Source organism: Microcoleus sp. S13_B4 (assembly GCF_036700885.1).
GTDB lineage: Bacteria > Cyanobacteriota > Cyanobacteriia > Cyanobacteriales > Microcoleaceae > Microcoleus.
On record NZ_JAUBPU010000059.1, the window covers coordinates 1 to 14,470 of the forward strand.

At 45.3% G+C, this 14,470-nt stretch carries 9 protein-coding genes; 3 read left to right on the forward strand and 6 right to left on the reverse strand.

Annotated elements, in window-relative coordinates:
* Positions 1 to 311: 311 nt before the first annotated feature.
* The 6 genes from QT994_RS22560 to QT994_RS22585 form a co-directional block, all read right to left on the reverse strand.
* Positions 312 to 1,325, reverse strand: a complete 1,014-nt coding sequence (locus QT994_RS22560; RefSeq protein WP_333178400.1) for a glycosyltransferase — start codon at positions 1,323 to 1,325, stop codon at positions 312 to 314.
* 99 nt (positions 1,326 to 1,424) lie between these two features.
* Positions 1,425 to 1,601, reverse strand: coding sequence for a hypothetical protein (locus QT994_RS22565; protein WP_333178403.1), 177 nt, complete (start codon positions 1,599 to 1,601; stop codon positions 1,425 to 1,427).
* Positions 1,602 to 2,132: 531 nt separating this feature from the next.
* On the reverse strand, positions 2,133 to 2,714 hold the full coding sequence (locus QT994_RS22570) for a serine acetyltransferase (RefSeq protein WP_333178406.1): 582 nt from the start codon (positions 2,712 to 2,714) through the stop codon (positions 2,133 to 2,135).
* A 198-nt stretch (positions 2,715 to 2,912) separates the two neighbouring features.
* Entirely contained in the window at positions 2,913 to 3,923 is a 1,011-nt protein-coding gene (locus QT994_RS22575; protein ID WP_333178452.1) for a glycosyltransferase family 2 protein, read from the reverse strand.
* Positions 3,924 to 4,009: 86 nt separating this feature from the next.
* Entirely contained in the window at positions 4,010 to 5,290 is a 1,281-nt protein-coding gene (locus QT994_RS22580; RefSeq protein ID WP_333178409.1) for a glycosyltransferase, read from the reverse strand.
* A gap of 136 nt (positions 5,291 to 5,426) precedes the next feature.
* Positions 5,427 to 6,344, reverse strand: a complete 918-nt coding sequence (locus tag QT994_RS22585; RefSeq protein ID WP_333178411.1) for a histone deacetylase — start codon at positions 6,342 to 6,344, stop codon at positions 5,427 to 5,429.
* A gap of 77 nt (positions 6,345 to 6,421) precedes the next feature.
* On the opposite strand from QT994_RS22585, the gene QT994_RS22590 reads away from it, so the two are divergent.
* The 3 genes from QT994_RS22590 (at position 6,422) to QT994_RS22600 (ending at position 14,397) form a co-directional block, all read left to right on the forward strand.
* A complete protein-coding gene (locus QT994_RS22590) occupies positions 6,422 to 6,949 on the forward strand; it encodes a hypothetical protein (RefSeq protein WP_333178413.1) in 528 nt (175 codons plus the stop codon).
* Between the two features lie 757 nt (positions 6,950 to 7,706).
* On the forward strand, positions 7,707 to 12,404 hold the full coding sequence (locus tag QT994_RS22595; protein ID WP_333178416.1) for a response regulator: 4,698 nt from the start codon (positions 7,707 to 7,709) through the stop codon (positions 12,402 to 12,404).
* Positions 12,370 to 14,397, forward strand: a complete 2,028-nt coding sequence (locus QT994_RS22600) for an adenylate/guanylate cyclase domain-containing protein (protein WP_333178419.1) — start codon at positions 12,370 to 12,372, stop codon at positions 14,395 to 14,397. The genes QT994_RS22595 and QT994_RS22600 overlap by 35 nt, the downstream gene beginning before the upstream one ends.
* The last annotated feature ends 73 nt before the right edge of the window (positions 14,398 to 14,470 follow it).

Below are 14,470 nucleotides of genomic sequence, written 5' to 3' on the forward strand. Positions count from 1 at the left end.
TAGCATCTATAACTGGATGGGATTACATTTTGTCAGCCCTAGCTACTGTTGCATGATTTTTGAAAATTGGTATTACTCACGATTCGACCTGAGCGTTCTGAACCTAGAGTTTTGAAACGCAGGCCGAAACCATATCCTCGAATGCAGGAACCTCGTTCTGTCTTGAAAGCTAAACTGCGGGTGTGATTAAGCCTTTTTCAGTGCCATTGCACTCAGGATTGCACTGCTCTACAATTAGTAAAACTTTTAATTTTTTATTACTCATTTATTGGCTACTCAGGGGTGAACTTTCTGGGACGTTAGCTGTAATTCTAGCTTGCTGAATTCATAGAGTTGGTTGTTTTGTATTCGATTAGCTTGCTCTGCTGCCCCAGCAATCGGCGCTGGTGAAACTGGATTTGACCTTGTAACTGCGGAAATTTGGCTAATACACATGACAAAGCGTAGATGGCTGCGTCTTTAGTTGTGATATCCCGATGCTTTATATAATAGTTATAGGTGCGATAGGTTGCTAAGGGGTAGCCACTCAATAGTAACAGGCTCCAGCTTTTTGTCGGCCATGTCATTGCCAAGGCTAGCGCTGGCAAGACTAAGCCCCAAAACCAAGTGCTGCGGGTTTCTTTGACCCAATGGCGCTCTGGTTCGCTGCCGTGCATCCAGGAACCTTCGGCATAGGCGTGACCCGCTCTTTGAGCCCGCTTCCACCACTGAGCGAAACTCGTCATTTGCGCGTCGTGCAGGGTCATTTCTGCATCTAAGCGAAGGATTTTCCAACCTTTTTGGCGCAGCCGCAAGCACAGTTCGGGTTCTTCGCCAGCTATTAGTGCGGGATTGAAACCTTCGACTTGCTGAAATGCTGTGGCGCGTATCATGGAGTCGCCACCGCAGGCTTTGGTTTCGCCGATGGGGGTATCCCACTCGATGTCGCACAATTTGTTGTAGATGCTTGCTTCGGGGTATCGTTCGCGCCTGCGCCCGCATACTGCTGCTACGTCGGGTTTGGCTGCGAGTTCGCTGTAAGCCCGATCGATCCATCCATCAACTAATTCGCAATCACCGTCTACAAATTGGACAAATTCGATGTCGGGTGCTAGTTTCAGCAAGCGGGCAAAGCCTTCATTTCTGGCGCGTGCTGCGGTAAACGGTATAGATAGGTCGAGTTCAACTGTATCGGCTCCGAGCGATCGGGCTAACTCTACGCTACCGTCTGTTGAGCCGGAATCGACATAAACCACCAGAGCTACTTTGCCGATCGCTGAGAGCAAGCAGGCTCTGAGCCGAGCGCCTTCATTCCGCCCGATCGCCACTAATCCAACTTGTTTCAAGTCTTACCTCTTAAATTCGACTACTGAGCAGTTTCTTTTATATTTTAATAAAAGTCGAGCTAATTTCATAATTTTTCTGCGACTTCTAGAAATTATTTTTCAGACTTGCTGGTTTTTTTCGATTATTTTTGCCAGTATTCCTACTGCGGTTGCACCTGGTGGCACGTCACAAATCACCACAGCATTGGCATCAATCAAAGCACGATCGCCGATCGTTACGGAGCGAATAATTATTAGCTCCTGCACCAATAGCGACGTGACCTCCGATTTTGACATCAGCAACAATTGTCACCTGTTGAAGAATCAGACAGTTAGGGCCAATGGAAGCACTGGGGTGAATGACAATGCCATTAGGATGAGGCAGCAGCAGTCCTCCTTGTATTTGGCCGTTTAAACGGATGTCTGTTGCAGTTACAACGCTCCCTAATCGATACTGAATGATGTTCCAACGGCATAAAAAATAGCCGCCAATCCCACTCTGCTGCTGCCACTTTTGATAGTTGCAGATAGATTTGAGCAGTTGGCGACTAGGCTCTCACCACTTGCAGAGTTTTTCGCTGCTCCAGTCTGCTTCTCTAGCAGAAACGATTGGCTTAGTGATTGACTCAACCATTGTTTGTGCAATTTTTTGATGATGTAGGCAATTGCGCCTATTTGTGCAGTTTAGCTTAAGATGACTCGCTAACCTGAATATGGAGATTGCTTGAATCTCCCCACAGTTAACTAGCTTAAGAGAACAGAGAAAGTTACGCCTGATATCTTTGTTTGTTTTAACACAGAAGCGGGGACACTTTCCGATTAAAAGATTTAAGGGTTGTTTTCGGCAGCACGGGATTTTATAATTTTGGCGGGAATGCCAACGGCAGTTTGACCGGCAGGAATGTCTAATAAAACTACGGCGTTTGCCCCGATATTTACATCGTCTCCCAGGTTTACTTTTCCGAGGATTTTTGCACCAGCGCCGACGTTCACCCGATCGCCCAATTGAGGAGATTCTAGCGGTTTGTCCAAATAGCGGTTCCCCAGGGTTACGCCTTGGCGGATAATGCAGTCGTCGCCGATCGTACAATATCCGTGAATAATAATAGCGTTTTGATGTTCAATCACCACGCGACGACCGAGCTTCACAGTGTAAGGCAAATCTATGCCATAGGTGTTGCGGACTTTTCGATAGAGCGATCGATAAATAATGCTCAAAGGAGCTCGCAGTAATTTCGGTTCTACCTGCATTCTCCAGACGCCAAAACGCTGCACTGCTACGGCGCGAAATCCCGGTTTTGTCCAATCTCGACCGTGAGCAATCCAGTCTTCTTTAATTTGCTGCCACAGTCCTAGTGCAGGAGCTTCTACTGGATTTTCACTTGTTATTAAGTTTGGCGGCGTTACCATAAGCTTTACTCAACACTCTGTCTTGTTTTATCTGTTTCTAGAACCAGGCAATAAGCGGCTGTTTTTTGGGTGTTTATTGGAGGATGCACGGAGTTGGTTTTATGAAAAATACCAATAGTTTTGCTACATCAGGTAATGCTTTACTGCTTATAATTAACACGACGATTGAGCGAGCTTAGACTTGTTTACAAAAATCCCTTAATAATTTTTTGATTTTTCAATCTCACCTCCTTTAAAAAATACACTATTGAGCAGGAAATCCTTGAGGTAGTTGGGCGGGTCCCCGTCTGGCTTGCCTTGCACTGCGCGGCGCACCCTCCACGCAGCAAAACCCGAAGCCCAGCATACATCAGTTAAGGCTGTATAGAGAAAGCCATAGTTCTTGATAAAGTAGCGTCGCCGGGAATCAAACCAATACTGAGGCAGGCGCTTGGGGGCTGCTTTGGTGTCGGTGACGCCTGAGCTTTGGCCGACTAAGTGGACAACGTGGCTTTCGGGTACGTACCAGCAACTCCAGCCAGCTTTGTTCGCTTGCAGACAAAAGTCCATTTCTTCGCAGTACATGAAATAAGCTTCATCCATCAAGCCAATTTTTTCAAATACTTCGCGACGGACGATCATGCTGGCTCCAGCTACCCAATCAGTTTGACAGGTTTCTTGGGAAATGGGAGGCGCTGCGGCCCAGTTGGCTAATAACTTGGATATAAAGCCTGTCCGCCAACCGAAATCGAGTTCCGTCAAGATGTTGTGAAACCGAAAAGCTGACTCCTGGGGGGTGCCGTCGGGGTCTTCCAAGCGGCTGCCGGCGATGCCGGCTTCGGGGTGGGAGTCCATGAAATCGACGAGCGCTTTGAGGGCACCGGGGCGAACTATGGTGTCTGGGTTGAGAAGCAGGAAGTAAGGGGGGGGATCGGTGGATTGGAGGGCGGGACGGATGAGGGCGTTGTTGCCGAAGGCAAATCCGCCGTTGCGGTCTAGGGGAACGAAGGATGCCCATTCATTCCAGCCTTCTGAGGCGATCGCGCTACTAATTTCTTCGACGGAGCGATCGCCTGAAGCATTGTCGGCAACTACAACTCGCATACCCGGCACCGATTGAACTTCGCTAACTAGAGAGCGCAAGCAGTCAATTGTCAAACTAGAGGTTCGGTAGTTAACAATGACAACCAGCAGTGGATAGGGGTGATTGGACTCGCTGGCTTTCGACATAAGTACCGTTGTTTGTTTAACCACTTTTTAGCTCAAGTTGTACCCATCTGGCAAGCTGGAGCGATCGCCCGGAGTGCAGGTATCGCCTACTTTTTTAATTGCTCCAACATCATTAACAAAAGCTGCCACCGCTGCCGGTGCATTTCTTCGTGAGTCAGGCTGCGAGCCTTGTTCAGAGCTGCCAAGCCCATATTTTGAAGTAGGTTCAAGTTTTCTCCCGACTGTTTGAGCAAGTTTGCTAAAGCAACGGGGTCATTGCAATTAGCGATCGAGCCTGTGATGCCGTTTTCGATGCAGTCGCGGAGTCCGGCTGTGTTGTTTGCCAGTACAGGTACGGCCTGGGAATAAGCATCGTATACGATTCTGGGCTGCTCGTCCGAGATGCTGGGAACCACAACAGCATGATATTGTTGCAGCCGCCCGAAGAATTCTCTGCCGTAAGGAATAGTTCCCAAAAGTTCGATCTGTACCGATTTTTGCATCGCCTTGCTTGCTGCTTGGCAGTTGCTTAACAGTTCGCCTTCACCTAGTATGTCCAGCTTGACGGCAATGTTTTGCTCGTCCAAGATTTTCATTGCTTCTAGGAGAACTAACAAGCCTTTATTGGGATGCAATCTGCCCGCAAATAAAATTTTTAGTTGTTTGGGTGAGGGAGACAGTTTTTCGTGCCATATTTTTGTCGCGTCGGCTTCCGAAATAATATTTGCTTCATCTATCCACGAAGCATTAATTATGTGACTTTCTTTGTGTCGTTTTGTTAATAAACTCTGCTGGTATTCTGCCTGTGTAAAGATGGTCAAGTCGGCGCTGTTGATGCACCAGCGATTCAATGTTTCGTATATGTAAGCTTGAATTTTGGCTTTAATGCTGGCAGGGGTGCCCGGTGGCAGCCGCCACGGTGCGGACTCGACTACGAGCAGGTATGGTTTCTGCTGTATCAGGACTATTGGCGTCACTAACCATGCCATCGGAATCGGCCAGCCTGCTACGCCGCTATGTACGATATCTGAAGATGCGATCGCGCCCCAAAGCTGGGCAACCGTTGCCGGCAGCAGCAATATTGCTTTTGCCAAGCTATTTGCGGAGGGAAGGTCAATAAATTTAGCATCACCAAATGATGTTTCCGAATCCACCTCTATTGTATTTTCTGGGGGGGTTTCTCGCACGCACGGAGATGCTAGCGTGAAGTTTTTCAAATACTTGAAGTGTTGGGTTAGGTCTTTAGCCCACATTAAATCGAGATACCTGCTGCCTTTGGAGTCGCAGAAGGATGTGATGTTGAGGACGAGCAGGTAGCGCTTGTCGATCGGCATCAAAGTCGGTTCTTTTGCCCCATCTTCTCTGGTATTTAACGACTTAGATTCCATAAAATACACTGCGATTGCAGGCGCTCTATCTATTTAAATGCCACTTTAGCCAGTTTGTGGTATTAAGTGACACGCTAAAAGCACAATCATATCGCAAAACAATACTGAAGTCAATTTTAAATCTCGCCGCTCTGCATCAAAGTCGATACTGCCTGTACGCTTGACTTGCGGCTCGGTGCAGCAGCGAATGTCGGTAAACTAACCCATTCATGTCGTCGGAATAGCCACCGCCAATCACGCAGGCAACGGGATAGCCTGCCCTCAAACACGCCGTCAAAACTTGCATTTCCCGGCGAAATAACCCCGTATCAGTTAAAGCTAATTTTCCCAGTTTGTCACCGTGATGAGGGTCTACTCCAGCATCGTACAAAACTAAATCTGGCTTGACATTTGAAAGCAAATCTGGTAAAAATTTATCCAAAGTTTGTAAATATTGGTCGTCCTCCATACCCACAGGCAAAGGTACATCTAAATCGCCCTTTTGTTTAGTACCCGGAAAATTGACTTCGCAGTGCATTGAGAAAGTAAAAACGCTACTGTCATCTTGGAATATTACGGCGGTTCCGTCTCCTTGGTGTACATCTAAATCGACAATTAAAACTTTGCGAACTAAACCATTTTTTTGTAAGACGCGAGAGGCGATCGCCAAATCATTAAAAATACAAAAACCCGACCCAAAAGCCGGGAAGGCGTGATGAGTTCCGCCTGCAGTATTGCAAGCCAAACCGTAGTCTAAAGCGAGCTTGGCAGTTAGCACAGTCCCTGCAACCGCAGTGCAAGTGCGATTAGCAAGGGCCCGACTCCAAGGCAGACCAATTCGCCGAATCGCTTTGTCATCGAGGGTCCCGTTGCAGTAAGCTTGTACGTAGCAGGGGTCGTGGACTAATTCAATCCATTCTTGAGGCGGAAGTTCGGGAGCGTGAAATTGCGATTTATCTGCTACCCCGTCCGCGAGCAGCATCTGGTAAAGCATCCGAAACTTTGCCATCGGGAAGCGGTGATCCGGTGGCAGGGGTGCAACGTAATCTTCGTGGTAAATAATTGGTAAGTCCATTAAAATTATTGTATAACGAATGAATCTCCAATTGAAAGCCTGCAATCTCAAATTTAAATTCGCTGGAGAATCTGTATATGCAACAACTAAAAACAGTCTGGCAGTCCGGCAGCACTCACCCCGAAAATGCGGAAAATCTCGATAATATCAGTCAGTGGTGGGGAAACCTCAACGGCAAAGAAATTAGCTGGGTAGAGCGACTAATTCCGCAAATCGGCGGTCTGAGCGAAATTCACTGGCACCCCCAGCGTTTTGACGAAAGATTTGTGATAGTCAATCCCGAAATTCGCGACGAAACTCTCTATTGGTACATACCCGATTCTCCTGTCCAACGTAACAACACTGTTGACAAATTAGAACTTGATAACTTGCAACAGCAATTGTACATCTATCCTCAGTTGGAATCGGAACTGGTAATTCGCGTAGGAATTCCCGAAGTTAAATATCAAACACTTGAATTAAACAATCCCGAAATTGCCTGGGGCGAAGATAATATGCTGCTGTTGTGGGAGGCTGACCAAGAACTAGAAATTAAAATTTGTTTCAGCAATGAAAATATTGCTAAACTTAAGGAATTGCTGGCAGATAAAAGACCGAGACAATAGTTTATATGGTAGGCTTTGGGTGCGGGTGGATGGAGCTATAGCAATCCTTGCAGGAGTCGTAAATTTTTTACCCTACCCCAACCCCCCCCCCGAACCTGCAGGGAGGGAGTAAGAAATTAACAAATGATTGAGGATTGCTATATACTCTTAGTTACCTATTAAATATCTTAAGACTGATGGGCGGGTGCGTCAAAACCGATGTTTTTCACATCCATACTTTGTTGCAGCGACAAGAGTAAAAAAAAACGGTTTCTTCGCCTCGCGGTATGTCCAGGTGTATATCTCTGCTAAAACCCTTTGAATGTGCCAGCATAATATCCAGAAACTTGCGTTATCCTCCTGGGACTTTTAATGCTAAAGTCAAGCAAAAAACAGTTTTGGGCGCATCTACCGGGTTGTACGAAAATACTTGGTTCCAGCCCTTGAACAAAGTTAAAAAACCCGGTTGCTTTGGTCTGGAGTGCCTAAACGAGGATTGTTTTTATGCAAACTTAATTTGGACATCAAATAAGGGGATTGGTTTCGGGAATAAGATATGGTTAAATAGGGTTAATTTGAGGGGAAACCTTAAGACAAGCAACCAATAAGTTTAAAAAATAGAAGCTGCGTTAGTTGATGGGCTAATATCTAAAATTCATCCTCTATTTGCTGAGTTTGAAAAGGTTTGATAAATAATTATGATGGGAAAGACTCACTAAATTTATTAAATCCTCAATCTGCTTCTCGCACTAAAAAATTCACAATTATCCAACACAAAATGATATTTGACAAAGAAAATATTCACATTTTAATTATTGACGATCAGCCCCACAACCTGCGGTTTATATCAAACATATTGACCAAAGAAGGGTATAAAGTTCAGCGGGCGATTTCGGGAGAAATGGCGGTTAATGCTAACCTAACCGTTCTCCCCGACTTGATTTTGCTAGATAGTGCCATGCCCAAAATGAACGGATATGAAGTCTGTACCCGACTGAAAGCCAACGAAAGAACGCGGGAAATTCCGGTTATTTTCTTGAGTGTTTTTGATGAAACTTTTCACAAAGTCAAAGCTTTTGAAGTCGGCGGTGTTGACTACATTACTAAGCCTTTTCAAGTGGAAGAAGTTTTAGTGCGGATCGAAAGTCAATTGACTATACAACAGCTATCAAAACAATTAAGACAGCAGAATGCCCAACTGCAACAAGAGGTAGAATTTCGCAAGCGAACAGAACAATCACTCCGGGAAAGCAAAGCGCGGTTGCAGAAATTGGCGGTCAATATACCGGGAGTTCTTTATCAATTTATCAAGAAGCCAGATGGAAGTTTCCAATTTGAATATATTAGTTATGCTTGTAGGGAAATTTACGAATTAGAGAGTGAGGAAATTTTAAAAAATCCCGACTTTTGCTTCGATCAAAATCATCCAGATGACCACGAATATCTGGTAAAACAAATTGCTACTAGCGCCCAAACTTTAGAACCTTTTGCCTTTGAATGGCGGATTATTACACCGTCGGGTAAACTCAAATGGCTGCAATCTAATTCTCGCCCCGAAATGCGCGATAATGGCGATATTGTGTGGTATGGCGTACTTTTTGATATCAGCGAGCGCAAGCAAGCAGAAATAGAAATGGCAGGAGCTAAAGCTGCTTTAGAACGGCAAGTTCAGCGAGAATTGCTGATAGCAAAAATAACTAAAGAAATTCGCTCAAGCTTGCAGCCCGAACAAATATTTCAAATAGCTGCAACTCAAATCGGTCTGGCATTCTGCGCCAATCGCTGTTTGATTCATACTTACGTTACTACCCCCCAAGTCGATATTCCTCTGGCGGCCGAGTATCTAGAACCCGAGTGCGAATCTATTTGGAACATAGCCATTCCAATTTGGGGCAATCCTCACGTCGTACAAATGATGATACAAGATCAGGCGATCGCCTCCAACAATGTTTATTCAGACCCTCTGTTGCAAGCTGTTCAACCGATTTGCCAGAAGGTTGGGTTGAAATCGATGCTGGCAATTCGCACTTCCTACCAAGGCAGGGCAAACGGCGCTATCTGTTTGCACCAGTGCGATCGTTACCGGGAATGGACATCCGATGAAATCGACTTGTTAGAATCGGTGGCTGCTCAAGTAGGGATTGCGCTAGCTCAAGCTAAACTGATCGAGGGAGAAAAAAACCGGCTTGTGCAGCTTGATCGACAAAATAAAGTGCTGCAAGCAGAAATTCGCACCCGCATCTGCGCCGAGCAAGCTCTGCAAGAATCTGAAACAGAATTACGAGCTATTTTTGCTGCCATGACTGACACAGTTTTAGTCAGAAATGCAGAAGGGCGCTGCATCAAAATTGCCCCGACAGCATCAACGAATTTGGTGAAACCTCCAAGCGAAATGATTAACAAAACCGCTCACGAAGTCTTGCCGGAACCTGTGGCAGATTTGGTATTAAATGCCATCAAACAAGTTCTAAAAACGAAGCAAAGCATCAATGTTGAATATAGCTTTAGACTCGGAGAGCGCGAAGTTTGCCTCGACGCTAAAGTTTCTCCACTTACTCCAGATTCAGTAATTATCGTAGCGCGAGATATTAGCGTTCGCAAACAAACAGAATCCGCACTCAGAGAAAGCCAGCACTTCATTCAAGCGATCGCCGATTCCAATCCCAACCTATTGTACGTTTACGATGTAATTGAACAGCGGAATGTCTACAGCAACCGACAAATTGCAACGATGCTCGGATATACCGCCCAAGAAATACAAGATATGGGTAAAACAATGATGCCAATGCTGCTCAACCCCGACGATTTGCCAGAGTTTTTGGAAAGCGTCAAAAAAGTGGAGCGAGCGAAAGATGGTGATGTCATTGAATGTCAATACCGAATGAAACACAAAAACGGTGAATGGCGGTGGATGCACAGTTGGGATACAGTATTTCTCAGAACAACTGATGGTAAACCCAAACAAATTCTCGGCACTGCTAATGACATCACAGACCGCAAATTATCCGAAGAAAAACTCCTAGCATCGCAGCACAGAATCTCGTTTTTATTGCAGCAAACGCCGCTCGCAGTTATCGAGTTAAACCTCAATTTAGAAATTATCACTTGGAATCCCGCAGCCGTTACTATTTTTGGCTACAGTGAGCAAGAAGCGATTGGTCGAGTCGCCTCCGATTTGATCGTACCTGAAAGCTACCACCCGCAATTATCTGATATTTTCAATCATGACTTGAACGCCAAATCCAGCGGCACTACCGAAAATCTGACCAAAGACGGCAGAATTATCATCTGTGAGTGGTATAATACTCAGCTAATTGATGATAACGGTACAGCGATCGGCATTGCTTTAATGGCTGTAGATATTACCGAACGCAAGCAGGCAGAAACCGAACTGCAAGAAAGTGCTTTACGACAAAGAGCGATCGCCCGCATCATTGAAAGAATGCGGCAAACTTTAGATATCCGAGAAATTTTTCACGCCACAACCCGAGAATTGCGCCAAACCATGAAGTGCGATCGAGTCGCTATTTACCGTTTCAATCCAGACTGGAGTGGCGATTTTGTAGCCGAATCCCGTGATCACAAGTGGGTTTCTTTCCTCCAAGCACAGGAGCTGGATTCTCACCTTACTGAAGGCGCTTTAGACAGCGAACGTTGCGTTGTCAAAAGATTAGATAGCACCTCACAAGAAGTACGCGATACCTATTTGCAACAAACCCAAGGCGGAGCCTACAGCCGAGGTAAAACTTACCTTTGTGTCTCAGATATTTACAAGCAAGGTTTCGATAATTGTTACATCCAATTGCTAGAAAAATTTCAAGCTAAATCCTACATTATTGTACCAATTTTTTCCGGCAAAAAGCTCTGGGGATTACTAGCATCCTATCAAAATTCTGCTCCCCGCCAGTGGAGTGAAGCGGAAATCAATGTTGCAGTTGATGTAGGTACTCAGCTAGGAGTAGCATTACAGCAAGCGGAATTGTTCGCCCGCACTCAAAGGCAGTCCATGGAACTGATTAAATCCAAAGAAAACGCCGAAGTTGCCAACCGCGCCAAAAGCCAATTTCTAGCTTCCATGAGCCACGAACTCCGCACACCTCTCAACGCCATTCTCGGTTTTTCCCAAGTCATGGCCCGCAACAGTTTTATCACGGAAGAACAAAAAGAATACATAGAAATTATTAACCGCAGTGGCGAACATTTGCTCGAACTCATCAATGATGTTTTGTCAATGTCCAAAATAGAAGCAGGTCAAATTAGTATCAATCCAAGCCGCTTCAATCTATACAACCTTCTCAACAGTCTCAAAGAAATGCTGCAACTAAAAGCAAACTCAAAAGGTTTGCACCTAATTTTTGAAAATGCCGAGGATTTGCCGCAGTACATTCAAACAGACGAAGCTAAATTGCGGCAAGTTTTAATTAACCTACTCGGCAATGCGATTAAATTTACTCAACAGGGAACCGTTACTTTGCGCGTCAGCAGCAACGAGGAAAAAGACCCGACAGAAGAAAACAAATCCCAATTGTATTTTGAAATTGCCGACACGGGGCCAGGCATTTCTCCCTTGGAACTTTCCACATTATTTAAGCCCTTTGTGCAAACCGAAACTGGTCGAAAATCCATGCAGGGAACTGGTCTGGGGTTGCCGATCAGCCAACAGTTTGTCCGGATTATGGGAGGTGATATTGCTGTTGAAAGTCAACTCGACCAAGGCACAACTTTCAGCTTTAATATCTGGGTTAACTTAGTAACAGAAAGTGATGAACAAGAAAAATCGCCGATTAAACAAGTTATCGCTTTAGAAGCCGGACAAGAAACTTATCGGATATTAATAGTTGAAGATGTAGCGGAAAATCGCCAACTGCTGCTTAAGCTGCTGGTTCCCCTGGGATTTGAAGTCCGGGAAGCAACTAACGGTCAAGAAGCAATTGCTTGGCATTCAACTTGGAAGCCACACTTGATATTAATGGATATGCTGATGCCCGTGATGGATGGGTATGAAGCGACAAGACAGATCAAAAAAACTATAGAAGGTAGAGAAACAATAATTATTGCCTTGACGGCCAGTGCTTTTGACGAGCAGCGGCAAGTAATTTTGTCTGCTGGTTGTAACGATTTGATATGTAAACCGTTTCGGGAAGAGGTACTCTTTGAAAAGATAGCGCATCACCTCAACCTGCGTTATATTTATGAAAAAGAAAACTTATCTACTTCTTTTTCAACACCGACGCTGCTTAAAAGTTTGACCACCGAGGATTTGAGTGTAATGCCCACAGACTGGGTGGTCGATTTGCACCGAGCAGCACTTTGTGTTGACGACAACCGCATCCTCGAACTGATCAAGGAAATTCCCGAAACTGAGGCAAATCTCGCTAACGCTTTAACAGATTTAGTCGATAATTTTCGGATAGATATCATTATCGATTTAACTCAATTATATGATGAACGACCATCCATTACCAGCGACTCCTAAAGACATTCTGATCGTTGACGATATGCCGGATAATTTGCGACTTTTATCCACTATGCTGACATCTTACGGGTATCATGTCAGGAAGGCTATTAACGGACACTTGGCTCTGCAAGGGGCACAAATATCTCCTCCCGATCTAATTTTACTAGATATTAATATGCCGCAAATGAACGGGTATGAAGTTTGTGAGCAGTTAAAGTTAAGCGAAAAAACTAAAGATATTCCGGTAATTTTTATTAGTGCGCTAGATGACGTGCTGGAAAAAGTTAAAGCTTTTCAAGTAGGAGGAGTGGATTATATTACTAAACCGTTTCAAGTCGAAGAAGTCTTAGCCCGCGTCCAAAACCAACTTTCCCTTCGTTCGCTGCAATCCAAACTGCAACAGCAAGCTAGGGAACTGCACGATCGCAATTCTAGATTGCAGGAAGAAATCGCAGAACGGCAGCGGGCTGAAGAATCAATCCGGTTTTTGCTGGAAACTACGCGGGCGATCGGCGAAGCTGTAGACTTTCACTCAGCTTTAGAAGTAATTTTGCACCAAGTGGGCGAAACAATCGGATGGGATGTAGGAGAAGCTTGGATTCCCGATGCAGAAAGAACTGTCCTAGAATCAGCCAGGGGCTGGTATGCGAGCAACCCCAGCATGGAATCGTTCCGTACCCAAAGCCAACAACTGACATTTGCCCAGAATATAGGGCTACCGGGACGAGTTTGGGCATCCAAGCAACCGGAATGGGTAGAAGATATTACCCGCGGATACCCCCATTTTCTCCGAAGTCAAATAGCACTAGAACTCGGATTCAAAGCGGGTTTTGGTGTGCCGATTTTGGTAGGCGATGAAGTATTGGCAGTGCTAGTTTTCTTTAAAATTTCGTCTGGTGGGAAAGACGCACGATTTATAGACGTTTTTAATGCGGTAGGCACTCAATTAGGTTCTTTAATTCAGCGTAAACAAGCAGAAGAATTGCTGCGTATTGCTCAAGAAAAATATCACAGCATTGTAGAAAATGCGATGGAAGGAATTTTTCAAAGCACGCCTTCAGGAGGCTATCTCAGCGCTAATCCAGCTTTGGCAAAATTGTACGGTTACGACTCGCCAGAAGAACTGATGTCCGAGATTAAAAATATTGCTCAGCAACTTTACGTTGACCCAGAACGTCGCCTGGAATTTGTGGCTGCTATGGATGCTGAAAATGCCGTTTCGGGGTTTGAATCTATGGTATGTCGCAAAGACGGACGCCGTATTTGGGTGTCAGAAAATGTTCGGGCTGTTCGAGATTCAAAAGGTGAGCTGCTCTACTATGAGGGCACTGTTTCTGACATTACAGAGCGCAAATTAGCGCAAGAAGCGCTAAAAGTTCAACAAGAACAAAGCGAGAAGTTGCTGTTAAATATTTTACCCAAACCAATCGCAGAACGCTTGAAGGCGGAGCAAAGCACGATCGCCGACAGTTTTGCTCAAGTAAGTGTTTTATTTGCTGATATTGTTGGCTTTACTGAGTTATCGGCGAGAATGTCTCCCACCGAGTTGGTAAAGCGCTTGAACGTAATTTTTTCGCACTTCGACCAGTTAGCTGAAAAGTACGGTGTGGAGAAAATTAAGACTATTGGCGATGCTTACATGGTAGTCGGGGGGTTGCCTACGCCGAGACATGACCACGCCGAGGCGATCGCCCAAATGGCCCTGGGAATGCAGGCAAAAATAGCAAAGTTGTGCGCCGAGACAGGGGAAAAACTGGCAATTCGCGTTGGCATCAATTCCGGGCCAGTGGTTGCGGGAGTGATTGGTGTGAGCAAGTTTACGTATGATTTATGGGGAGATACGGTGAATGTGGCGGCGAGGATGGAAGCTACGGGTTTTGCAGGCAGCATTCAAGTTACTGATGTTACTTATAAGCTTCTGAAAGATAAGTATTGGTTTGAGAGGCGAGGCGTGATCCCGGTAAAAGGTAAGGGGGATATGATGACTTATTGGTTGCTAGGAAAAAAGTAAAAATGGGAATGGGGAATTGGGAATTGGGCATCGGGCATCGGGCATTGGCCAAACAGGGCATTGGGAATAATGT

Excerpts from the sequence above, each read along its gene's own strand:
- QT994_RS22590 (WP_333178413.1), top strand. The coding sequence starts at position 6,422 with ATGCAACAACTAAAAACAGTCTGGCAGTCCGGCAGCACTCACCCCGAA.
- QT994_RS22595 (WP_333178416.1), top strand. The coding sequence starts at position 7,707 with ATGATATTTGACAAAGAAAATATTCACATTTTAATTATTGACGATCAG.
- QT994_RS22585 (WP_333178411.1), bottom strand. The coding sequence starts at position 6,344 with ATGGACTTACCAATTATTTACCACGAAGATTACGTTGCACCCCTGCCA.
- QT994_RS22575 (WP_333178452.1), bottom strand. The coding sequence starts at position 3,923 with ATGTCGAAAGCCAGCGAGTCCAATCACCCCTATCCACTGCTGGTTGTC.
- QT994_RS22600 (WP_333178419.1), top strand. The coding sequence starts at position 12,370 with ATGATGAACGACCATCCATTACCAGCGACTCCTAAAGACATTCTGATC.
- QT994_RS22580 (WP_333178409.1), bottom strand. The coding sequence starts at position 5,290 with ATGGAATCTAAGTCGTTAAATACCAGAGAAGATGGGGCAAAAGAACCG.
- QT994_RS22565 (WP_333178403.1), bottom strand. The coding sequence starts at position 1,601 with ATGTCAAAATCGGAGGTCACGTCGCTATTGGTGCAGGAGCTAATAATT.
- QT994_RS22570 (WP_333178406.1), bottom strand. The coding sequence starts at position 2,714 with ATGGTAACGCCGCCAAACTTAATAACAAGTGAAAATCCAGTAGAAGCT.